Raw genomic sequence first — 25128 nt, 5'->3', positions numbered from 1 at the left:
GGTGGAGTCATGGAGATCAGTATTGAAGGACCGTCAACGTGTTCACGTGGGGAGAACGCTCCATAATGGATGCAAATTTCATTGCCGAGGCGAGCGCATTCCGGGCGGTATCGACACCCCTCGTTTGAGTAAAACTTCATTCTAGGGTCAGTGTCTGACAAGAAACCTTCAGGTGTCTATACGGATAAAACACCAGCTAGTGGCCTGCACGGACGCCTGAGTAGCCACAAAATGTGACTTATGTCATATAGACAGGACTCCTGTCGCATCGGCATACTCAGAATGACCGAACCGACGAGTTCGGGCTCACTACAGGACTCCGTTCCGGGCCGACCGGATCGGACGCGAGCCTCCTCCGATCTAGACGGAGAACGGCTCGACACCTTGACACCTTCCGGCACACCGATACAGTAGGCACCTGATTCCAAGTCTCCCAATGGATTTGGACAGCGACAGCCTCAATAGGACCTTCAAGAACCGACCCCGCTCTGACCAGGAGAACCGCCTTGAAGAAATTCCGTCGCCTCGCCGTCGCCGCCGCCGCTCTCGGCGCGGCCTTCGCTCTCTCCCCGGTGCTCACCGGCACCGCCGCCGCAGCGAACGTCTGCGGCTCCTCCTTCGGACTCGTCGGCAGCTACGACAAGTCCGGCAACGGCCACTCCGGGCGTCTGGAGGTGTACTACTCCAGCTCCTACCGGCAGAACTGCGCGGTCCTCGTGAACACCAGCAGCGACACCGGGTCCCACCACGGCATGGGAGTTCAGATCAAGCCCACCGGGGGTTCGGTCGCCTCGCCCGGCGGTACCGATGAGGGTCGCTACCTGTCGTACGCCGGCCCTGTATACACCTCTGCCAGCGTCGACATGTCCGGGCGTTGCGTGGACGTCAAGGGCTACATCGCCGACGAGCTGTTCCAGACGGAGTTCGTCAGCTGGAACCTCAGTGGAGCCCATTGCGGCTGACGCATCGGACGGTGCGAGCCGTGCACGGCGGGCTTCGAGACTCCATGTGCAAGTCGAGCCGTCTCGCCGTCGATAACTTCGCGGTACCGACGAAGGCGAGGACTCCTTCTCCTACTCCGGCTCCGCCCGCACTGATGCCGACCATGCCATGTCCGGGAAGTACGTGTCCGTATTCGGGCTCGTCGAAAAGGCCCGATTGCGGCACCGCCGATGGAATGGCCACTGCGGGTGGCCGCAGCCCATCGCCGATCAAAGGAGGGTGACATGACGTGAGCCCCGAGTTCCAGAAGACGACACGATCCGAACCCCACACCGTCCGTTTCTAGGAGGGAACATGCAAGACATCCCATCGAAGCGACCGCGCCTTCTGGCGCTGCTCCTCGCGACCCTGGTCGGCCTGGCCACCGGTCTCTCCGCGATATCGCCGGCGTCGGCCGCCACCGCCCGCAACGGCGTCTGCGAGTCCGGCGAGTTCTGCCTCTACTACAACAGCGGCAACCAGGGCTCGGTGAGCGACTTCGCCGGGTCCGTCACCAACTACGGAGCCTCTCAGCCGACCTGTTACGAGTACAAGGGTTCCGGCGCGGGAAAGGGCCAGTGCGTCAAGAACAACGCCGCCTCCGCGTGGAACCGCACCGGCAAGTACGTCACCATCTTCTACAAGAGCGGGTACAAGGGGGCGATCGACAACTTCAGCCCCGGTGCGAAGGCGAACCTCCGCGCGGCGCTCAAGAATGACAACGCCGGGCACCGGTTCGGCGTCAGCGGCAAGGCCAGTGACGCACTGAGCTACGGCACCTACCACTCGACCTCGGCGAGGGTCACCGCGTACTTCGACGGTTACCTCAACACTTCGGGCCGCCATGAGGGCACCGACGTCCGCCTCAGCGTCGGCTCCTCCGTGTACGCGCCCGTCTCCGGCACCGTGACCCGCAAGACCGAGGGTTACCGGGGCTCGGGAGGCCTGTCCACGCTGGCGATCTACAACTCGAACCTCAATAAGACGATCGTGTACCTGCACCTGAACCCGAACAACGGCCTCTCTCCCGGAGACAGGGTCTCCAAGGGGCAGAAGATCGGCATCGAGGACTGGAGGGGCGTCAGCTCGTCCGGCGCGGCGCACACCCACGTGGAAATGCGCAGCGGCCGCCACACCGCCGCCGCCAAGAGCGTCGGCGACCCCAACCTGCAGAACCCGAACCCCACTGGCTTCTGGGAGGCCAGGGGATACAACATCTGCTGCCAGTTCTCGTAGAACACCCTCGACACTGGGCCCGTGCCGCGTGCGGTGCGGGCCCCGCACTCCCGACACCACCACACCTCACGAGGAGCACACAATGAACGATCCGCAATCGCCGGCCTTCTCTCGTCGCCGGCTGCTCACCACCGGGCTGGCCGCCGCCGGCGCGGTGGCCGTACCCCAGCTGTTCGGCTCACCGGCGAACGCCCAGACCACGGTGAACATGGAGCTGGTCGTCGTGGCCGCGACGGTGGACCCGCCCAAGGCCGGACAGGACACGACCCTCAACGCCGGGCCCCACGTAGAAGCGGTGGAGGACGGCCTGGCCTCCAAGGGACACCTCAGTTCGGCCTATGTAGATGGACACTACGGGTCTTCGACCGTCAACGCCTATGCCGCATGGCAGCGCGCCCTCGGCTACAGCGGTCTGGACGCCAACGGGCTGCCCGGTCCCACCTCGTTGAACCGGCTCGGCCAGGACTCGGGCTTCTCCGTGAGCCGCGTGATCGACATCGGTACCCGGACCGACTCCTACAGCGGCATGCAGGTCAACACCCGCACCAAGAACATGCTGGCGGCCGCCGACTCCAAGGTGTCGTGGAACCTCGTCCTGACACAGGGGTCGTACAGTACGAGCGACCCGACCTCCGCCGGAACGCACGACGGCGGCGGAGCGGTCGACCTCAGCGTGAACGGACTGACGACCGCGCAGCGGTGGAGGACCGTGAAGGCCCTGCGCGAAGTGGGTTTCGCCGCCTGGCTGCGCACCCCGTCCCAGGGCAACTGGCCTTATCACATCCATGCCGTCGCGGTGGCCGACACCGATATGTCCGGGCCGGCCCAGCCGCAGATCCACGACTACTTCGTCGGGAAGAACGGGCTGGCCAACCACGCTCCCGACAACACGCCTCCCGAGTACCGGGTGGCGTTCACCTGGTGGGAGAAGTACAACCGCGGCTGACCGCAGAACGGTGGCCCGCCGGGGCCACCGTTTTCGCGTTCCCACCCGCCGGACCGATCGTCTGGGGCGGCTCCGCCGATGGCACAGGCTACTTCGACCAAGCCCGCTTCGGCCACGAGAGTCGGTCGTTCACCGGGCTCACGCCGCTACGTCGGAGTCCGGAGGTGGCTCCCGTGCGAACATCCCGGCCGCGAGCTCGAGATCCGGCCGCTGCCGGTTGATTGATTTCTTGCAGGTCCGAGAGCTCACGACACGATAATCTGGGGGCGACCCAAAGCAAAGGAGAACCTCGTGGGCAAGGTAGTCATGTACAGTTCGGTGTCGGTGGACGGCTTCATCGCGGACCGGAACGACCAGCCCGGACCGCTGTTCGACTGGCTGCTCAACGGTGACGTCCCGCTGGACGAGAGCGGCGAGTTGAATGTTTCGCAGGAATCCTACGACTACACCCGGCCGTACTGGGACCAGGTCGGGGTGACGATCGCCGGCCGCCACGTCTTCGATCTCACGGACGGATGGGACGGGACGCCTCCGAGCGGGATCGACCACGTGGTCGTCGTGACGCACCGGCCGAAGCCCGAGGGTTGGGACCCCGAGGCGCCGTTTCACTTCGTCGACGGCGTCGAGGCCGCCATGGCCAAGGCGCAGGAGCTTGCGGGTGACCGCTTGGTCGAGGTCGCCGCCGGAGACGTCGGTGGCCAGATGCTCGCCGCAGGCCTGGTCGACGAAGTGAGAATGGACGTCGCACCCGTCGTGTTCGGGTCCGGCAAGCGCTACTTCGGGGCGGTCGACGCGCAGCACCTGTTGGAGGATCCTGACGCGGTGATTCAGGGGAATAGGGTGCTCCACCTGCGCTATCAGGTGCGTCGTTGACCGGTCTGAGTGGGTATGCGAGAAAGGCACGGAAGAACGGTGATGCAAGGGCGAGCCTCTGGCTGAGGGTGCATATCGCTGTTCCAGGTGTGGCTGCCGACGTCGATCCGCCTCGGCACCCCACCTGCGGCACGTTCAACTCAAGATCACTGGTCGTCGGTTCCCATCGCATCTCGGGCCGAACCCAGGAAGAGCAATTCTTCCCCATTGGCGGAATTGACGTAAGACCCTCCTAGCGGTCAGCTGTGAACTGCCTTTAGGTGAACTGTCGCAACGGGCCGTCGATCTCGGCTCTCGTCATCCGGTTGGCGAACGTGGACAGCGTGTACGCGGCGATGCCCAGGACGACTTCGAGGGCGTTGGCCGTCGAGTATCCCTGTGCCAGGAAGGCCTCCATCGCCTCGTCGGACACTTCGCCACGGGTTTCCATCGCCTCGACGGCGAAGAGCCTCATGGTCTCCAACCTGGCCTTGCCGATGGCCCGCTGCTCTTTCACGGCGTTCACCGTCGCGTCGTCCGCTTCGAGTCTCACCATCTCGGCGGTGTGCATGGCTACGCACACCTCACATCCGTTGCGCACCGCGACCGTCATGATGAGGACTTCGCGTTCCAAGGGGGCGAGATCGGTGGAGGCGAAGACCGCGTTGAGGCGCTGGAAAGCTCTGAACACTTCAGGGGATCGAGCCATCCGGGCGGCTGCGTTCGGGACGAAACCGATCTTCGCCTTGACGGCCTTCAGGTCTTTGGACGACGCTGCGGGGACTTCGGGGAAATACGTCATGTGGACTCCTGTGTGAGTAAAGTGGCTTTCCTTACTTGAGTAAACCTGTTTTACTCGTATGTGTCAAGATGGATTCATGGACGATTCCAGGGAGCCCGAACTGCTCTTCCAGCTCGGCATGGCCTTCCAGATGCTGTTGACAGAGTTCACCGCGCGGATGTCCGAGGCCGGGTACGACGACCTCCGGCCTGTGCACGGTTACGCCTTTCAGGCGCTCAAGGAAGGTGGGGCCACGTCGACCGAGCTGTCGCAGCACCTCGGCGTGACCAAGCAGGCCGCGGGCCAGATAGTCGACCACCTCACCGGGCGCGGGTACGTCGAGCGTCTACCCCATCCCGACGGCGGGCGGCGCAAACTGGTCGTCCTCACGGACAAGGGGTGGCGGCACATGGCGGACGCCGGCCGGATCCTCCGGAGCTTGGAGGCCGAGGTCGCCTCCGGATACGGAGACCTGAGCGGCTTGAAGTCGAATTTGTCCTCGCTCCTGGGTGCCCTGGGCGACGGCGAACTCCCACCCTTCCGACCGGTCTGGTGAACGGGTACTTGAGCTGCCTGGCGGCGTCCCCGTTCCTGAGGAACTGGCCCAATCGCATTCATTACGTCGTGGTGGCCGACACGGACTTGTCCGGCCGCAGTTCAACGATTTTGTCGTCAGCGAGATCGGGCTGGCCAACATCATGATCGGAATGGATCATTGTGATGGGCTGGACTGAGGTAGGCAGTTTCGGCCACAACATTGAAGGCGGCGAGCGAAAAATACGCCAACTATCGGTTCCGGCTCTGCGCATGGAGGATGATGCAAGAATCGTATTTTGATCCGACGAAGGTCATGGCATTCGATACTCTGATGACTTGCGTGGATCTTCCCGAACCCGGAGACCAACTCTTCGAAAGTCTAATGGTGACGATGGGAGTCTCTTCAGTGTCGAAGGGCATTGCGGCCACGGCTGAGGTAATCGAGCTTCTACTGGACGGCGGGTGGGCGACAATAGATCCCGGAGGCTTGAAGACAGCCGACATCAGAACCATGAGCGAGCGGGCGGGCCAAGGATATCTCGCGGTTCTGCATGAACTGATGGGCTTTGACATTCAGGCCACAGAAAGCGGACGTGGCCTTGTCCATGAGGCAGATGCGATCCTGAGGGCCGGCCTGTCCAGCGCCCTCTCGCATGGCTCGTGCGATACGGCTAAGGTCGCAGAGGTCGCATGTCAGGCATACCTGCGAACTTTCGAACCTTCCAGGTGCGCTGGGGCCTATGTCGAATTCAAGGACGACAGGCTGTCGTTCTCGATCATTCACTGGGCCCTGTTCACGATGACTCTCATGGATGTGGCCATGATCGACAGAAATGATAGTGGAGGCAGCTGGGTTGCTCTTACTGAAGAGGCCCTCGGATCCTTTGACGGATTGTCCTCGACCGGAAGATTCGTGCGTCCTGCCGAATTCCCGGACACGCTGCTGTTTCGGAAAATTCATTGACGGCACTGTCCCGCTGCTAGCGCTGGGACGGCCTGGATGTTCGCTCTAGTCTTGAGTCTCTGGCAGTGAATTGCGAGCCGGTGGGAGAACCGCCCGGCGAAGGGGCTGCCGATGGGCAGAAGGGTGGCACCTGAGGCACTGGAATCCATAGGCCCTGCTGGGACGCGATGATTGTGTGCCAGCTACATCTGCAACTAGGATAGTTTGCCGTCTCCCAACGGGGTCGAGTAAACGTCCGCACAGTGCCTTTCGCCGGCAAGGGGTCAGTCGAAAGTGTAGAGTCGGCCGAAGTTTCCCCTGCATCGGCATCTACACGACTGTGGGAAAATGCTGGCATGACAGAAGAGCCCGGTACAGATATCCACCCGCTCGACCAGCATCGCGACCCGCTGCACGCGGCCGGCGTCCGGGGCTTGGCCGCCGAGGTGGCGGCGCAATACGGCGGCGAACTCACCCGGATGCGGCGAGCGAACGGGTACTCGAACGCGACGTGGGTCGGTGACGGCATCGCCGTGCGGATCGCGCATACGCCTGTCGACATGGCTCGCGAGGCCGCGCTCGTGCGTGCTCTGCCGCGAGAGGTCGGGCACCCTGAGATCCTTGGGGAGGGCACGACCGACGGCCACGGTTGGATCGTGTCCGCGGAGGTTCGCGGCCAGAACCTGCATGAGGTATGGCCGACGCTGTCACCAGTGGAGCGACGACGGGCGGTGCATCAACTGTGGGCTCGGGCCCATATTGTGTACGATGCGAGTCCGTCGCTCAGACCGCATGTCGCAACTCACGGAGGCTACGTACCGGCATCGCTCGGCGATGCCACAGCGGCAGTGAGACGCGCCGAAGCCGCGCTGAGACTGACCAGCGCTCAGCGTTCGCGGCTCCACGAACTAGTAGAGGGCTACTTCCGGGCCGCACCCGTGGCCGAACAGACTGTCAACCATGGCGATCTTGCGCTGATGAACGCCCTCTGGGACGGCGAGGTCGTTGCGCTGCTGGACTTTGAGTTCGCTGTGCTCGGTCCGGTTGAGATCGACCTATCCCGACTTGTATGCGAGGCGTGCGTATCCGAGGAAGGCCGGCCCGTTGATTCGGAGGCAGGCGCTGCCGCAGTCGAGATCGCAGTTCGTCACATGGATCCGGTTCATGGTCGCGCGCTTATCCACGGTGCCGCGATTCTCGACCAGCTCCGCGACCTTGACATCTGGCTCGCCCATGACAGCGCCGAAGGACGTGTTGAGGACTGGCGCCCGTGCCGCCTGCTCACTGACTTGCTCGATGCCAAGGGCGGCTATATCGCGCCCCTGCTCAGGTAACCGGCTACTGCGCGGTGGTCGGGTGGGATCGTGAAAGGCCGGATTTTCTGACAGCGTGGCCCAAGAAACTCACTGGGCCACCGTTGGGTTGCCGAAAAAGTCTCGGTCACCGTTGTCGGCGGTGTAAAAGTCGGGATCGTCATAGCCGCCAAGCCGGTTCTCGCAGGCCTCCGCATCGGTGCGGACAAGGAATGTGCACGTCCATCGCCATGTGGATCCAGATTAAGGAAGAGCGGAACGAGGAACTGAGCGGTTCCTGTCCAATGCAAGCGATCTAACGCGAGGTACCCGGATCCCTTGGCGGTGGGTAATTTCTCGACGAGTGGTTCGGGCGGTCTCACCGGCTACCGAGCTTCCAAGCTTGACTGCGACATTGAAGCAAGGCCAATCGTTCGAGAATCGATGGGCTCGGAGGCAAGCTTTGACAAGTCGGCCGAAGACCTCCAGTCTGCGGGGCAAATGGGGAACCCTGTCCACGAGTGTGCCCATGACGGGAAGGCTCCGATAGTCGGCACGGGTCCTTCCATAGTTCGAACTGACGGGTGAGCGCCGACGTTGCTCGACGTTCACCCGTCAGACGCAGACTAGATAGAGGACGTCAGACATTTTGCTACCGTGCAAGGCCGCCGGCCATCACGGCGAGACCAGGCGCGCTCTTGACGACCATGAGCGGCTCCATCCACATGGACAGCCGGCCGCACTCGCAGCGCGCGTACACCACGGTCCCGGTCGAAGTGCGGTGGCGGGAAACGACGGTCATTGCCTCGCTCATGCGGAGCTCGCAGATCGGGCAACGGGCTTCGGTGGACTTCTCACTGTTGATCATGAGCCAATTGTCGATCTATAATCGTTCGAGAGCAACGAAAGTTTTCGTATCGAACCGTGCGAGGTATTCGAATGATCGACCAGAAGCTGCACACCCTCCGCGTTCTGCGGTCGCATGGCACGGTCACCGCGACCGCTCTCGCCCTGCACCTCACGCCTTCCACGGTGTCGCACCAGCTCAAACAGCTGGCACACGAGCACGGCATCAAATTGCTGGAGCCAAACGGCCGCAGGGTTCGTCTGACCGCCGCGGCGAAACTCCTGCTCGAACACGCCGACATCATGAACGCCCAATGGGAACAGGCCAAAGTCGACCTGGACGCGCTCGCCGAGGGAAGGAAGGGAAGTCTGCGAATATGCGGCCTCTCCAGCACAGTCTCGGCCTACATGGCCCCGGCGGCGAAACAACTGCGTCAGACGAGCCCCGGAGTACGACTGCAATTGACTGCGGCCGAGTCGGACGAGGTCTTTCACCTGTTGGAGGCCGGCGAGGCCGACATCGGGATCATCAATCCGACCGATGACACGCCTCCTCCCAGCGACCGGCGTTTCGAGCAGCACTTCCTGGCGGACGACGTGGAGGACCTGCTGGTGCCGGTCGGGCACCCGTTCGCCGAACGCGAGAGCGTGGAACTGGCCGAAGCCGCGAACGAGGAATGGATCAGCACTCCCAAGTGCATAGACCAGGACCAGCTTTTCCTCAGTTCCGCAGCTGCGGCGGGATTCGCGCCGGACATCGTGCACAGGGCCGATTCCTGGTCGAGCACGTCGGGGCTGGTGTGCAACGGCTTCGGAGTGAGCCTGTTCTCCCGCCTGGCGCCGATTCCGGCCGAGCACAACGTCGTGCGGGTGCCGATTCATGGGAATCTGGTGCCGACCCGGCGGTTGTTCACGGCGGTGAGGCGCGGCAGCATGGAGCAGCCGATGATCGCCGACGGACTGGCAGCGATTCGCGAAATCGCCACGCGCTGGCGCACCTCCGCCGCCTCGGCGTAGGCGAACGACTCTTCGGCCGGCTCAAGCGCTTCCGGGCAGTGGCGATCAGCTTCGACAAGCTGGCGGTGCGCCGCCTGTCCACACTCCATCCTCGACTGGAGACCGAAATTCATAAACGCGACTTAGGATGCGCGAAGCGCCGCCCCCACTTGAGGTGACGGCGTAGGTCGAATCGCACTCCGGCATCGTCACCCGTACCTCAGATCAAATTCCCGAGATCTCAGAGCCCCAGGCTTCTGCCGTTGTCTATAGCGCCGCGCTGATAGAGGGGCGAGGCGGTTTGATTTCTTCTTGAAGGCTCTTAACCCAACCCTCAAGACTGGCTCTCCACCTGCAAGCATTGCGAAATTGACTGCAATTCCCACTGCGCCACAGATGAAGGCCAGAATCTTTATCCACCACGCACTAGCTCGAAGGCCTGTCAGGGAGGCGATTGCGGCAACGAGGATTCCGATACCCGGCCACAGAACTCCGGACAGCGTGGTAATGACGAACCACAGGACTATCTCAGTGGCACTTGACTTGGATCCTTGAATTTCTGTAGTCATGGATTCACCCTAGTATCCTTTTACGGTTCCGTCGTGATAGAGGTTGACGTGCATGCTGTGACTTGCATGCGAGGTGACAGGACCGAAGTTTGATTCGACTTTGAACTTGTCCCACTCGGAAATCGCAGGCATGCTGAGATCATTCCTCGGCTGCGTATCGCAAGTAATCGTCGTGATATCGAACCCTTGCCCTTGCGATTCAGCACAGTCGTGTCTTCCTTGATGCCCTCTTTGTTTCTTCGTGGACTAGACGTTTCCATTGCCATCGAAGAAGAAGGTTCCACTATGCTTCTCCTTCCATACGCCGAAGAACTTCGCTTCGATCGTTTGATCCCACGGCAGGGTTCCGATCCTTCCCGCTTCCAGGGCGTCTTCCACAGTCACACCCTGTTGGGACTCCTGATCAGAGCCGATGCCGTGGGGCGTCGTCGAGACCCATTTGACCGGCCATACCCTGAGGGTTATCTGCGTCTCGCACGGCCCGGGCTTGTTCGTCTTCTTCCGAGCTTCTTCGCATACGGGGTCAGAGCCGATAGAGGTAGTGGATTTCGCTCCTTCCGATTCTGTTGAAGTGCCGAGGTCGTTAGAGGGCTCAGCTGGAGAGGTTCCTGCTGACATCAGAATCATGCCCAATGCAGCGACCGCAATTATCGATTGCCTGGCGGACATAGAGATCCTTTCATGCGATCTGGGTAGATTCTGATTGTAGGTCGTTGTGCGGGACTCGGCACTTAGCCACTATCCAGGGCCCTCTGTCGGATTTTTGATAGCAGCGCCCTCCAATTAAATCGTTGGGCAGCGACCATCGACACAGCCTTTTTGGTGTCTGAAATCCCGAGAAAGAAATAGCCGTTAAGAAGGTGGATAGTTCCATATTGCAATGAACTACTCACATTTTCGAGTATCATTAATACTGTTCTCTCGCCTGGCGCCGATTCCGACCGAGCACAACGTCGTGCGGGTGCCGATTCATGGGAATCCGGTGCCGACCCGGCGTTTGTTCACTGCGGTGAGGCGCGGCAGCATGGAACAGCCGATGATCGCCGGCGGACTGGCGGCGATCCGCGAAATGGCCGCGCGCTGGCGCACGTCCGTCGTCTCGGCGTAGGAGCCATCGAACGCTTCAAGCGCTTTTGGGCAGTCGCGACCAGATTCGACAAGCCGGCGGTGCGCTACCTGGCCGCGCTTCATTCCAGGGCGCGCTTGAGTTCCAGAATCGAGCGGAAGTAGCGATCCCTGATGGCTTGGGTCGCATAGAAAAGCAGACGCGGTCCTTGACATCATGTGCCAGCTTAGATCGAATGGCGCTCAAGGATGACCGTGTCTGCCGCTTCATTCTCTCGAGCGCTTTCTGTCCTGTCTATCCCGAGGGAGGCAGGTCGTGACGACCCTCCCGACCTGCACCAGCATCTCGACCAAGTCCACGACCCTGCTCAAGAAAGGGTCGCTAGCCCGATCGCCTCGCCCTGGCCGCCGGGTCAACCCGGCGGCCCGCATAGCCGTCTATCGGGAATTACTCGAAACAACCAGTAGCGAACGAGACTTCCGGTAGACGAGCGTCGGTTCTACTGCAAGGACGGGGGCTGGAGGCTTCTGAGGCGTTCGTTGTGCTGCTGCTTGGCCTCTGCGATCGTCTCTGTGACGATTGGACCCAATGCTTCCCGAAGCCGGATTCCGGTGGGTGTGATGGCGACGTCTTCGACATCGCCGCGACCGGAGACGGTCACTGTGACCGCACCTTGGTCGTCGGTCAGGACGGTCTTGAGCCCCAGGGTCTGAGAGTGCGCGGATTCCAGGCTCGAGAGTCGCTCACGAGCCTGTGCCTGGAGGGCCTCGAGTTTTTCAATGGTGGCCCGCTGGTCGCTTCCGTCGAACAGTGTCATCGTGAAGGTCCGTTCTGTCGCATGCTCATCAGCGCTTCGCTGAGCTCCCGGCCGGCCTTGTCGCTGGCCTCCTTGACGAGCTTCAGAGTGAGTTCGCTCAGCTCTTCGGAGCCGAGCCGGAACGCACGGGCCGAGTACCGGACGTCCTGGACCCGGCTACCCGACTTGGAGATGACGACGACCGAGCGGTCTTCTGCGGCAGCCTCGGCCTCGATAGTGTCGGAGAGGCGGCGCATGCGCTCGATGTCGAATTCGTTTTCCGGCATTGCTGGTACTCCCGTATTGGTTGCTCGTCAGACTTGGATCGGTCCCTGGTCCTGGCCGTTGCCCGGGGGCTGCGCCGGAGGGATGGGGATGATCTCACCCGGCGGGTCCACCCTTTCGGTGACTCCAGAGAGGAACTCCAACAGGTCCATGGTTTGGGAGAAGACCTGCTCGAGTTGGCTGCACAGCTGGCTGCCCGCGAGGTAGATCTGGGCGACCTGCAGAGCGATTCCGACGAGATCGAGGTACAGGCGAATGAGCGCGACGGAGAGGTCGATCGCGATGAAGGGAATCGACAGGTAACCGTACTTGGCGATGTCCTCGAGCGCCCCGATGATGAGCGCCACCGAGTCGGCGATTCCCTGTTTGAACCGGTCTTGGACACGCTCGGCGAACTCGACGAAGAGCCCGACCAAATCGGAAAGGTTAGAGGATGTGACCGAAGCTACGCCCACGGCGTCCACGAACTCGCTGGTTCGCACCATGGCGGCGTCGCAAGACTCTCCTTCCCAGTTGGGCTTGATGTTGGTCAGCGCCTCGTTGCCGTAGGCCTCCGCGAGTGTGGCAAGGGAATCTGACGTGAACGTCCAGGACTCGGCCGTCGTCTTCAGGCGCTCCGGGTTCCCCATGACAGTCCCGACGAGATCCTGGATGGGTTGCACCGAGGAGAACAGCCAGTCCAGGCCGGCCTTCACGCCGGCGGCGGCCCAGTAGCCCAAGTCGGGGCCGTCAGCGTTCGACACTCCAGCATCGAAGGCGTCCACGCACTGGCGGGCGATGTCGGCGACCATTTGGGTGAGAGCGAGGGCGTCGCTCATGGTCGCTTCCCCGTCGAACAAGCGGTTGATCGCTTCCGAGTTCCCGACCAGGTCGTCCTTGATGTTGTTGATCTGGGCATAGATCGGGGTGTTGCCCTTGATGGCGTCCAGGGCGTTGCCACCGGGGTCGTTGAGGTACCCGCCGTCCTTGTTCTCGAAGAACTCCTGTTGGCGAGGAGCCTCTGAGAAGTCGATGACCGAGCCGTCTCCGTCCGTCATGCCGAAAGCTCCGATCCGGCCTGGCCGATTCCCTGGGCTCCTTGCGAGTCTGCGTTCTCATACCGGGAGCAGCTGTTGCCGATGAGGCGGCCGAGTCCTTCCCCGGCTGGCTCCATCTTCTTAATGAGCTCCTGAACCTTCTCGGCGCTGTCGAAGTACTGTGTGGCCAGGGGCATGCCGATGAGTCCGAACACCTGGACATCGCCTTCTTCGTCCTTCGCGTACTCGGCGAGCTGGCCGAAGTCACTGCTCATGGTGGAGAATTGCTCCGAGGCGCCTCGGCACTTCTCCACATCCATACTGAAACCTTGCACTGGCCTGATTACTCCTTGTGGTCAGGGGAGTGAGCGATGGTCTGGTCGTCGGCCTATGATAGACGGGAGACGCCAGTCAGTGTGAAACGGATTCCCGACGGGAGAAAGATGCGGAATGCAACGGAACAACTACCCGAATAATCCGGCGCCTCAGCCATCCGATGGTCGTCGGCAACCGCAGTACCTTCAGCAATATCCGCAGCACGGTCAGCAGTTTCCGGCTTCGCAGCCTGAACCCTGGCGGCCGAATGTGCCCAAGATGTTGAGGAACCAACTCATCGCGTTCTGCATCATGCTGACGATGTACGTCATTCTCATCGTCGGTTCTCTGTTCTCGTAGAAGCCGAGTCGGCCCATCGTGCGAAAGAGAGTGATCCCCACCGTGTCCCATAATCCCGATCAGTACCCCCCGACGCCGCCGAGCCCGCCTCCTTCCGTTAAGCGGGGGCTGCCGCTGTCGCCGAAGGTCTGGAAGCCTTATATGACGCCGAGGCAGTGGCGTCGCTATATTTCGATTTGGTGGGCGAACACCATCATCATCTGCTCTGCTCCAGTCGTCCTGCTTTTGATTGATCACTTTAAAGGGGAGCAGTTAGTCGGGCAGGACGTGCTTGGGTTTCGGTCGTATCGTGATTCCGAGTGCATATAGGGACGGAACCCCCCCCCTCAGCCGTCGTGTCGCGTCGATTCCGGTACTCCAGAACGCACTCAGGCTCCAGTGTTCGGGCAGCGCGAAGAAGCTTGCGAATGGGAATGGCGGATGCTGTGGCAGTGTTGTCGATCGGGCCGGACTCGGGGCGAATGGTCGCCCCGACCCCGCTGGCGTGACGTCAGCGCTCGGCACTGGAAGTCGTGTTGCTGATCCGGGTATTTCTACTGAATCTTCCACTGTCTGCGGAAGGTTGGGGTGAACGGCCTTGAACTGCTGTTCAGGTATGTCGACCGACCACGTTGGCTGCGACCGCAGGGAAGTCGAATGAGGCAACACCTTGACAAGAGGTTAACGCTGTCTGGCTCCCCGATGGGAATGGCAAGAGCTTCTCTTTGGTGCATTCCTCGACTTCACTGTTGCGATCATCGGCGACGGGAGTGATGCCAAATGAGGGGAAGACTACGGGGGATTTGCTGTAAATCTCTATGGTGCCAAGTTTACCTGTCGAGCCGAAGCCAAAATAGGAATGCTCGACGATAAAGAAATCTTTGAGCGGCGCTGGCAATTGGTTCTCCGTGCTTCTCGAAGATGTCCGTGTAAATCAACTGCATTCTCACTAGTCCGTTCGCGAGTAGGATAGCACTGGTGAACGCTACTGTGCAGAAGATTCCGAATCCACGCTCCCCATTGCCGGATGCTATGGTGATCACCAGGATTATCAGCGAAACTGCGATGGCAAAGACTGTAGCTTGAAGTAGTCGAAAATGATGTGACCGTATAAACTCATCGACTATTCTGTCGACCCCCGTTGCGGGATCTTCATATTCTTTAGTCATAGTCTCAATCTGGCCTCAGTAGATGATAATTTTCCTGAAACGCCTGCATGAAGATAATGATGTCACTCCGATAATTTCAGTCATTTCTAAAATGCAGATGTGTAGATATTATATCACTCCGCTATCAGGGTTCCCCGAGGTTATTGCTGGGGCGTGAATGGCGATACGCAGATCGGCCCGAGGAACCTAAAGTGGCGCCCCGAGCCGATCGCAGATGTCAGCGCCTGGCTTCGACAGGTCCTTCGCTCAACCATGGTCGGACGGTGTGGGCGATTTTGTCGGCGAGGTCGGTCGTCCAGTTGGAGAAGAGGATCGACTGCTGGTAGAGGGCGTCGGTGTAGATGACGAGTTTTGGTTCGGGCCATGGGTTGCAGTTGGCGATCACGGCCGGCGGGCGTTCGCGGGTCGGGCGGTCGTCTTCGTCGGGTAGGAGGAGGAAGACGGTCTTTGACCTCTGGTCGAGGTGTGCGTGGAAGGTTTGTTCGTCGTGTGTGATGGTGCCGAGGTCGGTGGTGTCAGAGGGCAGGTAGACGACTGGCATGGTCGGTTCCTTTCCGGATTTCGTCGGCGAAGCGTTGCGGTAGGGGGATGGCGAAGGCGGCGTGTTCGACCACGGCGCGGAACCGTTGTTCGAGCGCGAGTTGGAGTCGGGTGCCGTTTGTGACCAGGGCGTGGCGGGCGGGTGTGTCAGCCCAGTGCACGGTGGCGGGTGGGCCGGTGGTCCAGTCGAGGGAGGCGACGTGGGTTTCGTGCCCGCCTGGTTCGATGGCGACGACGGAGGCGACGGTGCGGCCTATGGCGCGGACGTCGAAGGATCGGGCGAGGAAGGAGACCGACCCCAGGACCGGGCCGTTCGTGTGCGGTGGGTAGGGCCGGGGCGTGGGGTGCTGCCGAGATGGTGGTGTTCGTCCTGGGCTGGGTCGTGGTGGTGGTGTGGTGATGAGTCCGCCGATGAGCACGGCTGTGGTGATGGCGGTGAGGTGAGTGATCAGGTCGGTCATAGGGCGGTGCTCCTTTCGGGGTCGAGTCGGCGGAGGGCGAGGACGGCGAAGGTGCGCCGGAGGATCCAGAAGCGGAGTTGGTCGCTGATTCGCCATCCGTGGAGGGGGAGGAGGAAGTGCCCTTTGGTGTTGATGGTGGCGGCTTTGCGGCCTTCGATGTAGACCCAGAGTGTGTGTTTGCCGGAGCGTTTGACGATGTCAATCCGGTTCCATGCCAGACTGAAAGTCGCGATTGTCGTTGGCATCGAGTTGTTCCCAGTCTCCTCTGTACAGAGGTTCGTTGAAGTGGTCGGGGAAGGTGATCGCCGTCGGGTGGGCATGCCGGTTTGGCCGGTCGGGGCCCGGTGTGAAGAGAAGGACGCTGAGAAGCAGCGTGATGACGGCGAGTGCGGTGAAGAGAAGCCCGGTCATCGCCGGGTGGGCGAGTGCGGCGGTGGGACGCGCCGTGGCTTCGGGTGACGGAGCTGGTTTCGGGCAGCTCGATGCACTAGTATTGGCCAGTACATGACGACTCCTTCCGAGGAGTTTGAAATGTGGTGGGCGGCTCGCCAGAGGAAAGTTGGTAGCTATCGCTGGCGAGCCGCTGTTTTAAGAAGACTGGCTGTCTACTCGCAACCTCGGCCGTTGTCGGAACGGGCCGACCAAGGTTCAGTGTTGAACACGCGGTATGGAATGTCAACGTTCACCGCGCGTGTCGTCGAGAGAAAATGAGAATACTCCGGAGGCTATTCCTCAGCTGTCAGCCAGTAGTCGGCAATGGTGTTGGCATCAGCCAAGTAATTCTCCAGGTTCGCGCTGACGAAATCGTCTGTGATCACTGCGTTCCTGATGGCGAGAAGCTGCGCACGAAGTTGCTCCTCGGAAGAAATCTCGTCGAGCAGATGGTCCTCGTCGAATAGTACGACGCGTACGATCCCTTCGAGGACGAGGGTTTTCAATGGAGGCTCGACATTGCGGCAAGCATGGCGCATCTGGTCGATGTACCGATTCGCGGCGTCGCGGCTTTGGTCGTCCTTGAAAGTTCGTTCCATGATGGCTGTGAACATGGCGGATGCGTAGATGCCCCAGGCTTCTTCGGCTCCTTCAGGAATGTCGCGGATCAGATCGGCGGCACCGGGCTCCGCCAAGGCGAGCGCCCGCATGGTGGCTTTGAAGTGGTCACTGTGTTCCATTGCCGTCCTTCTTTCTCTTTGGCATGAACCTGGTTGCGGCCTCGAACGCCACGGCACCGGCTACGAAGAGGCTACCAACCGCGTCCACTATCTTCACATCAGCTTGTGGAGGGTTTGTCGCAGTCGGGGTTTGGGGCGTGGAGGTTTCGGTCCGAGCGTCTGGGCCCCAAGGATCGACACCGTCTTGCTGTCCGGCGATGGATCCAGCCTGATCCTTTAGCGACTTTTGAAGGTTTCCGGTGTTGCGAACGAATTTTCGGCCGAGTCGGCGGACTTTCGACTTATCGCCGTCATCGTCCGCTTCCTGGTTCTCCTTCTCGAACGATCCGGGTGAGGTGAACAGGTTCGGGTCGCTCTTCTCCTGCACAGTCACGCTGAAGGGTATGTCTCCAGTCGGCGACTTTGAGGAGCCGCCTTGCTGGTTCATCGCTTGGTCGATGAGTTCCAGTGCCGAATCGACCATTGTGTCCAGCGTGGTCAGGGTGACTCTGCCGCCCTCGAACCGGCCGGCCGCGTTCCGCAGGGTGTCAGCCGAGCCCTCGGTGCCAATGTTCCCCAGGCGATCCGCCAGTTCCTCAGTGTCGATCTGGGCAGCGCCGGTCTGCGCCTTCAGCTCGTTGACCCGCTCCTTGAACGCGGCGAACCGGGAGCGGAGCTCTTCCAGTTGAGACATGACCGCCGACCTACTTCCTCAGCTGAGCGATCATGGCGGAGGCCTCCGCGACTTGGTTGTCGAACCGTCCCAAGGTCTCGTGGAGCTGTTCTGTCACCTCAGCAGCCGAACTGACCGGCTGGGCGTTGGCTGCACCGATCGCCGCCAGCTGCCCGGCAAGCGCCTTCGCCTCTGTACCGAGAGACGACGCCTCGCCCTTCAGCTTGTCGCTCAAGGTGGTCAGTGCGGCAGTGAGTCCGTGCAGTTCGCCGAAACTGCTCAAGGGGGTGGTCCTTCCTCAGTTGTGGAGGAGGTGCAACAGTGCACCCACTGGGAAGGTTAGCGAACGTGTTCTATACGTAATGAAATGGGTTGCGGCCCACGCGTATCTGGCCGTGGGGTGACAGGCGGGTGCCGTCCTATACCGGTGTACCGATACTGGACATGGGGTTAACCGGTGTACCGGTAGAGAAGCTCCGCAAAAAACGGGGAAGAAAAACTGGGAGGACCCGTAACCAGACCGTCCCCCGCTCGTTGAACCCCTAAGCAACGAAAAAGGCGCCCAGGCCTTCGTCGCCAAACGTTCCTGGACGCCCCACTCAATCCACCAGCCGCGCATTGCGCGGCCAGAAAGGATTTCCACGGTACCATGCGTCCTGACCTCATCACTGCGTGCCGCGATCGTGTCCTCAAGAGCCGCGAGAAGGCCGTCCTCCTCATCCTCGCCACCTTCGCCGACGAAGGCGCAACCACACCTAGACTGCTGGTCACGACCCTCGCCGAGCTCTCCGGATTCTCCAAGCGCACGGTCCAGCGAGCGCTCAACGGACTCGCCGACGAGGGCCTCGTCCAGCGGCACAGCGCCTACCGGCGCCCCAACAGCTTCACCATTTCGGTCGACACACTATCGATGTCGGCCCAAGCCGTCCTGCCGACGGAAGAAACCCGCGTACAGCCGAGGACCGTGCCGGAGCGGGTATCGACGGCGCTTCAGGCCGCCGAAAGGGCTTGGGTACCCGGCATCGTGCGAGCCGCTGGACCGAGGAGCAGCCTCGCCGCTGAGGCGATACCGAGGCCTGCGTCAGGCCGGGAGCGGGAAAACGAGCCGAACGCGGCCTCATTGCTTGAATCCGTCGGTAAGCCAGCGCCGACTGCCGGCCCCCTCCGGGAAGCAGCGCCGAAACCCGCACGAGTTCCGGAGACCGCGCCAGCGCCTGAAACCGCCGCAGGAGCGGACTCGGGCGAGAAACCGAACTCCGCAACGGTTCCGGACTCGGCGACTGCGCCCGAGCCCGAGCGCGAACCCGTGCCGGAGGCCGAGCCCAAGGCCGAGTCCGGGCCCGAGGTCGAGGTCGATGAGGGTGCTCTGGCGGAAGCGCTCCATACGGTCGGGGAGTTCTGGGAGATCCATGGGCGCGGCCGGAGATTCATCCGCGACCACGTCGCCCGCCTCGTGGCGGCCGGTTGGGACAGCGACTCCATCTGCCGGTGGCTCGGCCCGCGCACCGAAGACGTCCGCAACCCCTTCGGCGTCATCAAACACCGCCTCGACCGCCTCCGAAACCTCGAACCGCCCTTCAAGGACGGCAGACTGCCCCAACGCCGATTCCGCTGCTGGACCTGCAACACCCCCACCGACAACGACACCCGCTACTGCGACGTCTGCACCGCCGAACAAGCCAAACCACGCACCAAGAACCGCAGCTGGCGCGACATCGCCGACGAGGAGGGCACCTCGATTCCCGACCCTCGGCGGCAGAACGGCTCAGCGCCCGACGACCGATGAGATCCGGCCGCCGACGGTGTCCGCGATGCTCCGCCCGTCAGGCGTAAGGCGCGTTGTCGTAGAGGTTCACCGCGAGGTACGGCACCGATGACAGAAGGGCCTCGGTCTGATCGCCCTGGCCGGTGGCTTCGACCGCTATGAACAGGTTTCCGGCGATGCCCGCGGCCGTCACGGTCACCGTCCCGGCGTCCGACCCGCTTTCGGTGTCGACGGTTACCTCGGAGTCCTCCCAGTTCTCGCTGAAATGGGCGTCGGCCTCGACGGGTTCGGCCGAACCCAGCAGGGGCCCACGGAGGCCGCTCACGTCGTCCAGGCTGTGGGCGGGATTCGGGAGCCACACGTAGTCGATCACGGCGACGCCGGCCATGCGAGTACCGCCGAGACCGCCGTAACGGCAGGTCAATTTCTTGTGGCCCATGGCGAAGAACTCGGAGAGGTCTTCTTCCCGGAGGAGTTCGTATTCGTCGCTGAATTCGTCGTCGTAGTCGGCGGCCAAATCGCCCGGGTTGAGGAACTGCTGAGGCAGTTGGCCGGCGACGTTCTCCTGAGAAGGGCATTCGCTGCCGTCGACGGCGAGGATGTCGAACTGCGTGTCGAGCTCGGGGCCGTGGCCGGCGGGAGGCTCGTCGTCGCTGAGAAGGACGATGGTCGTGACGACCGCGATGATCGTCGCGACCACCGCGATGAGCAGTCCCCGGATCAGCGGGAGGACCGGGCGGTCGTCGAGTGCTCTCATGGCGGGGCTTTCACGGTTGAGGGGCTGGTCATTCATCAGGCACGGTCTGTGCGGCATCGATCGTCGCGCTTCTGAACGCTGCCTCCACCGGCGGGCGTCGACGATGGTGGAGGGGCTCCCAGCGGATTTACCGTCCGTCGGGGCAGGCGGGGCGTTCGCGAGGCGTCCGAAGGGGATCCGGCTACGCGGTGACGGCGAGGGCCGGTAGACGGGCCGGACGAACGGTAACGCCTTGGTGCTCCGCTATCGCGGCGGAGCACCCGGGCGGGATTCCGATCGTCTATGGTGCGCGGCCTAGTACCAGCCGACGTTCTCGCTGTGGTTCCAGGCCTCGCACGGGGTCCCGTAGCGGCCCTTGATGTAGCCCAGCCCCCAACGGATCTGCGTGACGGGGTTGGACTCCCAGTCGGAGCCCTCGCTGGACATCTTGCTGCCGGGGAGCGCCTGCGGGATGCCGTAGGCGCCAGAACCGTTGGCGGCCGTTTCGCTCCATCCGGACTCGCGGGTCCAGAGGGCCTCCAGGCAGCCGAACTCCTCGATGGGGAAACCCTGGTCCAGCATGATCGCGCAGCCGGTGGCGCGGTTGCCGGAGAACTCCTCGCAGGAGCCGGGGATGTCCACGTTCGTGGGGTTCTTGTTGGCCTCCTCTTCGGCCTTGCGCTCTTCCTCGGCCTTCTTCTCCTCTTCGACCTGCACCTGGTAGCCCTGGAACTCCTCGGACTTGTCCTTGGCGTAGGTCGCGAGCGCGGCGGCCTTGGTGGAGGCGTCGGACTCGGCGGTCTCGGCGATGTAGTTGGCGTGGTTGATGCGCAGGGCACCGTACGCCTCTTCGGCCCGCTTCTGCTGCTCAATGGCGGCCTGGCTGGGGTGTTGGCTGTCGCCCTCGTTGATGTCCTGGCCGTCGAGCCTGACGACGATGACGGCGGCGATGACGACTACGGCGAGCGCCGCGAGGCGCGCTCCGTATTTGGTAAGGAGTGGGATCATTTTCTCGTCCTTAGGCTTGCCCTTCGGGGACAGAATGCCAGACCCGCGCCACGGCGGGGCTCCCGGGCGGTCGTGTCTGTGCGATTCGCTTGCCCGGGAGCCGTTTCGAGCCACCCGAACGGGTGACACCGCTCAGTGCGGGGCCGGGGGAATGTAGTCCTCCAGCAGGGCGGGAGTGAGCCCGGCGTCGGCGATGGCGTTCAGCGCGGCGAGGTAGTCCTCGACGAAGTCGTCGCGGAAGTGCAGGAGCAGCATGTCGCCCGGTTGAACGGTGTCGCCCTCCTGGAACGCGACCTCGCCGCCGTCGACGACCTCCTTCCAGTGCAGGACGGCGTCCATCCCGCACGCGGAGGCCGCCTTGAGGGTGTCGTCGTCGAACTCCCCGAACGGGGGCCGGAAGAGGCGGGGCCGTTCCCCGAAGGTGTCCCCGAGCCGGTCGGCGGACGTGCAGATCTCCCTCTTCTGCTTCTTGTAGCTCAGGTCCGGCATGGAGCGGTGGCTGTTGGTGTGCGTCTGGACGGTCGCCCCGGCGTCCACCAGCTCCTGGAACGCGTCCGGGTCCTGGTCGACGGCCGGTGGCAGGAGGAAGTACGTCGCGGGCACCCCGGCCTCTCGCACCAGTTCGAGGGCGTCGGGAGGGAGGGTCCAGCCGTCGTCGATGGTTATGAAGGCGACCTTGTCGTCGGTCGGGACGCGGTAGTAGATCGGTGCGGGATCGGAGGGGACGTGCCGCACGTCGGGTTCGTCCGGCGGATCGGGGAAGTCGGGGATCAGCTCGGCGAACTTCGATTCGGGTGTGGGGGAGGGGGAGGGCGCGGAGGCGTCCTGGTTGGCGGGCTCGCTGTCGGTCGGTGACGAGGGGTCCGTACAGGCGGCCAAAACGAACAGCACGAGGGCGGCCAGGGCCGCGGTCGTGGTCCTCTTCGTCGCTGGCGGGATCGTCATGGCGATTACTCTACGGCGTCGGACGAGTCGAATCGGTAGGAACGCGGAGGCGTCGAGGGGGTGAACAGCACTGTGACGCAGGCGATCCGGCCTGGTCAGAGGGGATGCGACGGAATCCGCAGGGGCCTAGGGGGATCGGGCGCGCGAAGGGGTGCGAGCCGGTGTGACTCGCACCCCTTACCGGTATGCCGGTTGACCTCGCCTTATGTTTCGAGGAGGTTCGTCACCATTTCGGCGATCGGGGAGCGCTCCGACCGGGTCAGGGTGACGTGTGCGAACAACGGATGCCCCTTCAGCGCGTCGATGACGGAGGTGACCCCGTCGTGGCGTCCGACGCGCAGGTTGTCCCGCTGGGCGATGTCGTGGGTCAGGATGACCCGCGACCCGGCGCCGATGCGGGAGAGGACGGTGAGGAGGACGCCGCGCTCCAGGCTCTGGGCCTCGTCGACGATGACGAAGCTGTCGTGCAGCGAGCGCCCCCGGATGTGGGTGAGCGGCAGGACTTCCAGCATGCCCTGGCCGATCACTTCGTCGATGACGTTCTCACTGGTGAGCGCCCCGAGAGTGTCGTGCACGGCCTGGGCCCACGGCGCCATCTTCTCCGACTCGCTGCCGGGGAGGTAGCCGAGGTTCTGCCCGCCCACCGCGTACAGCGGCCGGAAGACGACGACCTTCTTGTGCCGCTGCTGTTCCAGGGTCTTCTCCAGCCCCGCGCACAGCGCCAGCGCCGACTTACCGGTGCCGGCCTTGCCGCCGAGGGAGACGATCCCGACCTCGTCGTCGAGCAGGAGGTCGAGCGCCATGCGCTGCTCGGCCGAGCGGCCGTGGATCCCGAAGGCGCTCAGGTCGCCGCGGACGGCCTTGACGCTCTTGTCGACCTGGATCCTGCCCAGCCCCGAGGAGCTCGGAGAGGTCAGGACTACGCCGGTGTGCACCGGAAGGTCGTGGTCGAGGTGCACCGAGCCCTCGGAGTACAGCCGCGCCATGTCCTGGTCGTTGACGGACAGTTCGGCAGTGCCGGTCCACGTGGGGTCGGCGGCCTGGCCGTGGCGGTACTCCTCCGTCTCGACCCCGACGGCGGCGGCCTTGACGCGCAGCGGAACGTCCTTGGTGACGAGCACGGCGCCCAGGTTCGCCGCCACCGCGAGGATGCGGCTGTCATTGGTGTGGACGGCCATGTCCTGCGGCAGGGCGGAGGTGTCGACGGAGTTGATTTCGACTCGGAGATCACCTCCCCTGTCTCCTATCGGGACCGGCTTGTCGAGCCGGCTGTGCGCCACCCTGAGGTCCTCGAGTCCGCGGAGGGCCTCGCGGGCGAACCATCCCAGTTCGGGGTGGTGCCGTTTGCCTTCCAGCTCGGTGACGACGACCAAGGGGACGACGACGTGGTGTTCGGAGAATCGGAAGAAAGCGCCTGGATCAGAGAGAAGGACGCTGGTGTCGAGGACATAAGTGCGTTGTTCAGGCACGGGTGCCTCCTCGTCGTTCTTCGCCACTCATAGTGAGCGGCTCTCGGCTTAGCGTTCGCTAATCCTTTGATCTCCTCACTGTAGTGGAGACCACCGACGATTTCCAGGGTTGGCCCGGAGGATTACCTGATCAGCAGGTGAATAATCCTCAACGGGGGCTCGTCGGAAATCCGACATTCAGGACACGGGAAAACGCCATTCGGGGGATGGACGCCCCCTCGCTGCCCCACAATGTCCTATGTGTCAACAGTTAGCGTTTCGGAACTCAAGGGCGCCATCGACGCCGCTCTCGAACAGGTGCGCGGAGGGCAGGCCGCCATCAACGCCGCCTCCCAGAGCATCGAACTGGCCCAGAGCGGGCTGGGCGCCGTCTGCAACGGCACCGGCCACCAGGCCGTCCTGGGCGCGCAGTCCGCGCTCGCCCAGGCCGCCGTCGAACTGGAGCAGTCCCTGGCCGCCACCAACGCCGCCACCGAACAGGCCGAGGCCTATGCCGCGAGCCTATAGCCCGCCCGAACCGCTCGCCGGCCCGTCCGGCTGAACGGCCGCGAACCACCCAACCCCTCGCCGGGCGGCGGGTCCACACCACCGGATCCGCCGCCCCGCCAGACCCATCGGAGAAGGAGAACCGTGGACATCGCCGCCCTCGCCGCCAGACTCAGGTCCCTCGCCGAAGAACTGCCCCAGGGAGGCGTCGCCGCCGCCGACGAGCAGCTCGAGTCCGCCCACGCGAGCCTCACCGAAGCGGCCCGGGACTCCGCCTGCGACCCGGGGCTCACGCAGTTGTCCCGCAGCCGCGAACACCTCGGCAAGACCAAGAGCGCCCTGACCGAGGCCGCCGACTCCATCGACGGCTACCTCGCCGCCATCGGCGTCGGGCTCGCCGCCGGGCCGGTCAAGGCGCCGAAGGCCAAGCGCGACAAGAACGCGCAGAACGACACCCGGGGCGCTTGGTGGATCGACCGAGTCAACGAACTGTGCGACCGCAAGGGCAAGCCCAGCCCGCACCACCTCAGCCCCACCCGGTTGCTGCAGGAACTCACCCTGGCCGCCACCGAGAACAACGCCGGGCTGTACTACAAGCGCCTGCGCGACACCAGGCCCTCCGGCGCCACCCGACTGCCAGCCCTTACCTGGCCGGTGATCCGCAGCCTCGCCGAGGACCACTGGGGCGGAAGGGGCGACGACAAGAAGATCGAGGCGCTCTCCAAGAAGCTCTACGGCCCCCTCAAGGCCCTCATGCCGGGACTGCAACCCGAAGACCCCGGAACCGTCCTGCGCCGCGCCTGCAACCACATCGACGACGACGCCGGCTCCGACCCGGCCACCCACGCCGCCATCGGGCCCGCGATCGCGGCCCGGCTCAGCCTCCTGCCCCGCAAGACGAGAAAACACGACTGACGGAGGAACCCCTC

32 protein-coding genes are annotated in these 25128 nt (G+C 63.1%); 13 read left to right on the top strand and 19 right to left on the bottom strand.

Annotation, left to right across the window (positions count from 1 at the left end; translation table 11 throughout):
* Positions 1–506: 506 nt before the first annotated feature.
* The 4 genes from ACFTE1_RS15590 (at position 507) to ACFTE1_RS15575 (ending at position 4036) form a co-directional block, all read left to right on the top strand.
* A complete protein-coding gene (locus ACFTE1_RS15590) occupies positions 507–962 on the top strand; it encodes a spore-associated protein A (RefSeq protein WP_380621198.1) in 456 nt (151 codons plus the stop codon).
* 334 nt (positions 963–1296) lie between these two features.
* Positions 1297–2217 carry a peptidase inhibitor family I36 protein gene (locus ACFTE1_RS15585; protein WP_380621196.1) on the top strand — a complete coding sequence of 307 codons (921 nt, stop codon included), beginning with the start codon at positions 1297–1299 and terminating at the stop codon, positions 2215–2217.
* 82 nt (positions 2218–2299) lie between these two features.
* Positions 2300–3163: a peptidoglycan-binding protein gene (locus tag ACFTE1_RS15580; RefSeq protein ID WP_380621194.1), complete on the top strand. Its 864-nt coding sequence runs from the start codon at positions 2300–2302 to the stop codon at positions 3161–3163.
* 291 nt (positions 3164–3454) lie between these two features.
* Positions 3455–4036, top strand: coding sequence for a dihydrofolate reductase family protein (locus tag ACFTE1_RS15575; RefSeq protein ID WP_380621192.1), 582 nt, complete (start codon positions 3455–3457; stop codon positions 4034–4036).
* Positions 4037–4292: 256 nt separating this feature from the next.
* Here ACFTE1_RS15575 and ACFTE1_RS15570 read toward each other — a convergent pair whose 3' ends face one another.
* Entirely contained in the window at positions 4293–4817 is a 525-nt protein-coding gene (locus ACFTE1_RS15570) for a carboxymuconolactone decarboxylase family protein (protein WP_380621190.1), read from the bottom strand.
* A gap of 76 nt (positions 4818–4893) precedes the next feature.
* Between ACFTE1_RS15570 and ACFTE1_RS15565 the strand changes: the two genes are divergently transcribed.
* From ACFTE1_RS15565 to ACFTE1_RS15555, 3 genes are all read left to right on the top strand, one after another.
* Positions 4894–5352, top strand: a complete 459-nt coding sequence (locus tag ACFTE1_RS15565; RefSeq protein ID WP_380621188.1) for a MarR family winged helix-turn-helix transcriptional regulator — start codon at positions 4894–4896, stop codon at positions 5350–5352.
* 258 nt (positions 5353–5610) lie between these two features.
* A complete protein-coding gene (locus ACFTE1_RS15560) occupies positions 5611–6297 on the top strand; it encodes a hypothetical protein (protein ID WP_380621186.1) in 687 nt (228 codons plus the stop codon).
* A 335-nt stretch (positions 6298–6632) separates the two neighbouring features.
* Entirely contained in the window at positions 6633–7610 is a 978-nt protein-coding gene (locus ACFTE1_RS15555; RefSeq protein ID WP_380621184.1) for a phosphotransferase family protein, read from the top strand.
* 610 nt (positions 7611–8220) lie between these two features.
* Here the strand turns inward: ACFTE1_RS15555 and ACFTE1_RS15550 are convergent.
* Positions 8221–8436 (bottom strand): hypothetical protein, encoded by a 216-nt coding sequence (locus tag ACFTE1_RS15550; RefSeq protein WP_380621182.1) that lies wholly within the window; start codon positions 8434–8436, stop codon positions 8221–8223.
* Between the two features lie 71 nt (positions 8437–8507).
* Between ACFTE1_RS15550 and ACFTE1_RS15545 the strand changes: the two genes are divergently transcribed.
* Positions 8508–9431: a LysR substrate-binding domain-containing protein gene (locus tag ACFTE1_RS15545; protein ID WP_380621180.1), complete on the top strand. Its 924-nt coding sequence runs from the start codon at positions 8508–8510 to the stop codon at positions 9429–9431.
* Positions 9432–9619: 188 nt separating this feature from the next.
* Here ACFTE1_RS15545 and ACFTE1_RS15540 read toward each other — a convergent pair whose 3' ends face one another.
* Together ACFTE1_RS15540 and ACFTE1_RS15535 are read right to left on the bottom strand one after the other, a co-directional pair.
* Entirely contained in the window at positions 9620–9979 is a 360-nt protein-coding gene (locus ACFTE1_RS15540) for a hypothetical protein (protein ID WP_380621178.1), read from the bottom strand.
* 246 nt (positions 9980–10225) lie between these two features.
* A complete protein-coding gene (locus ACFTE1_RS15535) occupies positions 10226–10648 on the bottom strand; it encodes a hypothetical protein (protein ID WP_380621176.1) in 423 nt (140 codons plus the stop codon).
* 211 nt (positions 10649–10859) lie between these two features.
* Between ACFTE1_RS15535 and ACFTE1_RS15530 the strand changes: the two genes are divergently transcribed.
* A complete protein-coding gene (locus ACFTE1_RS15530; RefSeq protein ID WP_380621174.1) occupies positions 10860–11087 on the top strand; it encodes a hypothetical protein in 228 nt (75 codons plus the stop codon).
* 457 nt (positions 11088–11544) lie between these two features.
* Here ACFTE1_RS15530 and ACFTE1_RS15525 read toward each other — a convergent pair whose 3' ends face one another.
* The 4 genes from ACFTE1_RS15525 to ACFTE1_RS15510 are packed head-to-tail and all read right to left on the bottom strand — an operon-like array spanning position 11545 to position 13417.
* Positions 11545–11862 (bottom strand): YbaB/EbfC family nucleoid-associated protein, encoded by a 318-nt coding sequence (locus ACFTE1_RS15525; protein ID WP_380621172.1) that lies wholly within the window; start codon positions 11860–11862, stop codon positions 11545–11547.
* On the bottom strand, positions 11859–12128 hold the full coding sequence (locus ACFTE1_RS15520) for a hypothetical protein (protein WP_380621170.1): 270 nt from the start codon (positions 12126–12128) through the stop codon (positions 11859–11861). The genes ACFTE1_RS15525 and ACFTE1_RS15520 overlap by 4 nt, the downstream gene beginning before the upstream one ends.
* Positions 12129–12155: 27 nt before the next feature.
* Positions 12156–13163 carry a hypothetical protein gene (locus tag ACFTE1_RS15515; RefSeq protein ID WP_380621168.1) on the bottom strand — a complete coding sequence of 336 codons (1008 nt, stop codon included), beginning with the start codon at positions 13161–13163 and terminating at the stop codon, positions 12156–12158.
* A complete protein-coding gene (locus tag ACFTE1_RS15510) occupies positions 13160–13417 on the bottom strand; it encodes a hypothetical protein (RefSeq protein ID WP_380762772.1) in 258 nt (85 codons plus the stop codon). The genes ACFTE1_RS15515 and ACFTE1_RS15510 overlap by 4 nt, the downstream gene beginning before the upstream one ends.
* A 175-nt stretch (positions 13418–13592) precedes the next feature.
* Here ACFTE1_RS15510 and ACFTE1_RS15505 point away from each other — a divergent pair, with 175 nt between their 5' ends.
* Positions 13593–13817: a hypothetical protein gene (locus ACFTE1_RS15505; protein ID WP_380621163.1), complete on the top strand. Its 225-nt coding sequence runs from the start codon at positions 13593–13595 to the stop codon at positions 13815–13817.
* A gap of 589 nt (positions 13818–14406) precedes the next feature.
* Here ACFTE1_RS15505 and ACFTE1_RS15500 read toward each other — a convergent pair.
* The 7 genes from ACFTE1_RS15500 to ACFTE1_RS15470 all read right to left on the bottom strand — a co-directional run bounded on the left by ACFTE1_RS15500 (position 14407) and on the right by ACFTE1_RS15470 (position 18073).
* Complete coding sequence (locus tag ACFTE1_RS15500; protein ID WP_380621161.1) at positions 14407–14694, bottom strand: hypothetical protein; 288 nt, start codon at positions 14692–14694, stop codon at positions 14407–14409.
* 488 nt (positions 14695–15182) lie between these two features.
* Positions 15183–15506 carry a hypothetical protein gene (locus tag ACFTE1_RS15495; protein ID WP_380621159.1) on the bottom strand — a complete coding sequence of 108 codons (324 nt, stop codon included), beginning with the start codon at positions 15504–15506 and terminating at the stop codon, positions 15183–15185.
* On the bottom strand, positions 15481–15966 hold the full coding sequence (locus ACFTE1_RS15490; protein ID WP_380621157.1) for a hypothetical protein: 486 nt from the start codon (positions 15964–15966) through the stop codon (positions 15481–15483). Before ACFTE1_RS15490 ends, ACFTE1_RS15495 begins: the two co-directional genes overlap by 26 nt.
* Positions 15963–16211, bottom strand: coding sequence for a hypothetical protein (locus tag ACFTE1_RS15485; RefSeq protein WP_380621155.1), 249 nt, complete (start codon positions 16209–16211; stop codon positions 15963–15965). Before ACFTE1_RS15485 ends, ACFTE1_RS15490 begins: the two co-directional genes overlap by 4 nt.
* A gap of 480 nt (positions 16212–16691) precedes the next feature.
* The gene (locus ACFTE1_RS15480) at positions 16692–17138 is read right to left on the bottom strand and encodes a hypothetical protein (protein ID WP_380621153.1); all 447 of its coding nucleotides are present in this window, start codon (positions 17136–17138) and stop codon (positions 16692–16694) included.
* Positions 17125–17811, bottom strand: coding sequence for a hypothetical protein (locus ACFTE1_RS15475; protein WP_380621151.1), 687 nt, complete (start codon positions 17809–17811; stop codon positions 17125–17127). Before ACFTE1_RS15475 ends, ACFTE1_RS15480 begins: the two co-directional genes overlap by 14 nt.
* A 10-nt stretch (positions 17812–17821) precedes the next feature.
* On the bottom strand, positions 17822–18073 hold the full coding sequence (locus ACFTE1_RS15470) for a hypothetical protein (protein ID WP_380621149.1): 252 nt from the start codon (positions 18071–18073) through the stop codon (positions 17822–17824).
* Positions 18074–18439: 366 nt separating this feature from the next.
* Between ACFTE1_RS15470 and ACFTE1_RS15465 the strand changes: the two genes are divergently transcribed.
* On the top strand, positions 18440–19576 hold the full coding sequence (locus tag ACFTE1_RS15465) for a helix-turn-helix domain-containing protein (protein WP_380621147.1): 1137 nt from the start codon (positions 18440–18442) through the stop codon (positions 19574–19576).
* 37 nt (positions 19577–19613) lie between these two features.
* Here the strand turns inward: ACFTE1_RS15465 and ACFTE1_RS15460 are convergent, their stop codons facing one another.
* From ACFTE1_RS15460 to ACFTE1_RS15445, 4 genes are all read right to left on the bottom strand, one after another.
* Positions 19614–20348 (bottom strand): hypothetical protein, encoded by a 735-nt coding sequence (locus tag ACFTE1_RS15460; RefSeq protein ID WP_380621145.1) that lies wholly within the window; start codon positions 20346–20348, stop codon positions 19614–19616.
* Between the two features lie 258 nt (positions 20349–20606).
* The gene (locus ACFTE1_RS15455) at positions 20607–21299 is read right to left on the bottom strand and encodes an aggregation-promoting factor C-terminal-like domain-containing protein (protein WP_380621143.1); all 693 of its coding nucleotides are present in this window, start codon (positions 21297–21299) and stop codon (positions 20607–20609) included.
* A gap of 132 nt (positions 21300–21431) precedes the next feature.
* Positions 21432–22244, bottom strand: coding sequence for a polysaccharide deacetylase family protein (locus tag ACFTE1_RS15450; RefSeq protein WP_380621141.1), 813 nt, complete (start codon positions 22242–22244; stop codon positions 21432–21434).
* A gap of 203 nt (positions 22245–22447) precedes the next feature.
* A complete protein-coding gene (locus tag ACFTE1_RS15445; protein WP_380621139.1) occupies positions 22448–23740 on the bottom strand; it encodes a PhoH family protein in 1293 nt (430 codons plus the stop codon).
* Between the two features lie 213 nt (positions 23741–23953).
* Between ACFTE1_RS15445 and ACFTE1_RS15440 the strand changes: the two genes are divergently transcribed.
* Together ACFTE1_RS15440 and ACFTE1_RS15435 are read left to right on the top strand one after the other, a co-directional pair.
* On the top strand, positions 23954–24220 hold the full coding sequence (locus ACFTE1_RS15440) for a hypothetical protein (RefSeq protein ID WP_380621137.1): 267 nt from the start codon (positions 23954–23956) through the stop codon (positions 24218–24220).
* A gap of 123 nt (positions 24221–24343) precedes the next feature.
* The gene (locus ACFTE1_RS15435) at positions 24344–25114 is read left to right on the top strand and encodes a hypothetical protein (RefSeq protein WP_380621135.1); all 771 of its coding nucleotides are present in this window, start codon (positions 24344–24346) and stop codon (positions 25112–25114) included.
* Positions 25115–25128: the final 14 nt, after the last annotated feature.

Source organism: Salininema proteolyticum (assembly GCF_042685645.1).
In the GTDB taxonomy this organism is placed as follows: Bacteria; Actinomycetota; Actinomycetes; order Mycobacteriales; family Micromonosporaceae; genus Salininema; species Salininema proteolyticum.
Note: the sequence above shows the minus strand (reverse complement) of the source record. Positions and strands in the feature narration are given on the sequence as shown.

Excerpts from the sequence above, each read along its gene's own strand:
- ACFTE1_RS15565 (WP_380621188.1), top strand. The coding sequence starts at position 4,894 with ATGGACGATTCCAGGGAGCCCGAACTGCTCTTCCAGCTCGGCATGGCC.
- ACFTE1_RS15485 (WP_380621155.1), bottom strand. The coding sequence starts at position 16,211 with ATGCCAACGACAATCGCGACTTTCAGTCTGGCATGGAACCGGATTGAC.
- ACFTE1_RS15480 (WP_380621153.1), bottom strand. The coding sequence starts at position 17,138 with ATGGAACACAGTGACCACTTCAAAGCCACCATGCGGGCGCTCGCCTTG.
- ACFTE1_RS15505 (WP_380621163.1), top strand. The coding sequence starts at position 13,593 with ATGCAACGGAACAACTACCCGAATAATCCGGCGCCTCAGCCATCCGAT.
- ACFTE1_RS15490 (WP_380621157.1), bottom strand. The coding sequence starts at position 15,966 with ATGACCGACCTGATCACTCACCTCACCGCCATCACCACAGCCGTGCTC.
- ACFTE1_RS15585 (WP_380621196.1), top strand. The coding sequence starts at position 1,297 with ATGCAAGACATCCCATCGAAGCGACCGCGCCTTCTGGCGCTGCTCCTC.
- ACFTE1_RS15540 (WP_380621178.1), bottom strand. The coding sequence starts at position 9,979 with ATGACTACAGAAATTCAAGGATCCAAGTCAAGTGCCACTGAGATAGTC.
- ACFTE1_RS15520 (WP_380621170.1), bottom strand. The coding sequence starts at position 12,128 with ATGCCGGAAAACGAATTCGACATCGAGCGCATGCGCCGCCTCTCCGAC.
- ACFTE1_RS15495 (WP_380621159.1), bottom strand. The coding sequence starts at position 15,506 with ATGCCAGTCGTCTACCTGCCCTCTGACACCACCGACCTCGGCACCATC.
- ACFTE1_RS15580 (WP_380621194.1), top strand. The coding sequence starts at position 2,300 with ATGAACGATCCGCAATCGCCGGCCTTCTCTCGTCGCCGGCTGCTCACC.
- ACFTE1_RS15555 (WP_380621184.1), top strand. The coding sequence starts at position 6,633 with ATGACAGAAGAGCCCGGTACAGATATCCACCCGCTCGACCAGCATCGC.
- ACFTE1_RS15525 (WP_380621172.1), bottom strand. The coding sequence starts at position 11,862 with ATGACACTGTTCGACGGAAGCGACCAGCGGGCCACCATTGAAAAACTC.
- ACFTE1_RS15530 (WP_380621174.1), top strand. The coding sequence starts at position 10,860 with ATGAACTACTCACATTTTCGAGTATCATTAATACTGTTCTCTCGCCTG.
- ACFTE1_RS15545 (WP_380621180.1), top strand. The coding sequence starts at position 8,508 with ATGATCGACCAGAAGCTGCACACCCTCCGCGTTCTGCGGTCGCATGGC.
- ACFTE1_RS15465 (WP_380621147.1), top strand. The coding sequence starts at position 18,440 with ATGCGTCCTGACCTCATCACTGCGTGCCGCGATCGTGTCCTCAAGAGC.
- ACFTE1_RS15475 (WP_380621151.1), bottom strand. The coding sequence starts at position 17,811 with ATGTCTCAACTGGAAGAGCTCCGCTCCCGGTTCGCCGCGTTCAAGGAG.
- ACFTE1_RS15515 (WP_380621168.1), bottom strand. The coding sequence starts at position 13,163 with ATGACGGACGGAGACGGCTCGGTCATCGACTTCTCAGAGGCTCCTCGC.
- ACFTE1_RS15450 (WP_380621141.1), bottom strand. The coding sequence starts at position 22,244 with ATGACGATCCCGCCAGCGACGAAGAGGACCACGACCGCGGCCCTGGCC.
- ACFTE1_RS15570 (WP_380621190.1), bottom strand. The coding sequence starts at position 4,817 with ATGACGTATTTCCCCGAAGTCCCCGCAGCGTCGTCCAAAGACCTGAAG.
- ACFTE1_RS15455 (WP_380621143.1), bottom strand. The coding sequence starts at position 21,299 with ATGATCCCACTCCTTACCAAATACGGAGCGCGCCTCGCGGCGCTCGCC.
- ACFTE1_RS15460 (WP_380621145.1), bottom strand. The coding sequence starts at position 20,348 with ATGAATGACCAGCCCCTCAACCGTGAAAGCCCCGCCATGAGAGCACTC.
- ACFTE1_RS15510 (WP_380762772.1), bottom strand. The coding sequence starts at position 13,417 with ATGAGCAGTGACTTCGGCCAGCTCGCCGAGTACGCGAAGGACGAAGAA.
- ACFTE1_RS15550 (WP_380621182.1), bottom strand. The coding sequence starts at position 8,436 with ATGATCAACAGTGAGAAGTCCACCGAAGCCCGTTGCCCGATCTGCGAG.
- ACFTE1_RS15535 (WP_380621176.1), bottom strand. The coding sequence starts at position 10,648 with ATGTCCGCCAGGCAATCGATAATTGCGGTCGCTGCATTGGGCATGATT.
- ACFTE1_RS15560 (WP_380621186.1), top strand. The coding sequence starts at position 5,611 with ATGATGCAAGAATCGTATTTTGATCCGACGAAGGTCATGGCATTCGAT.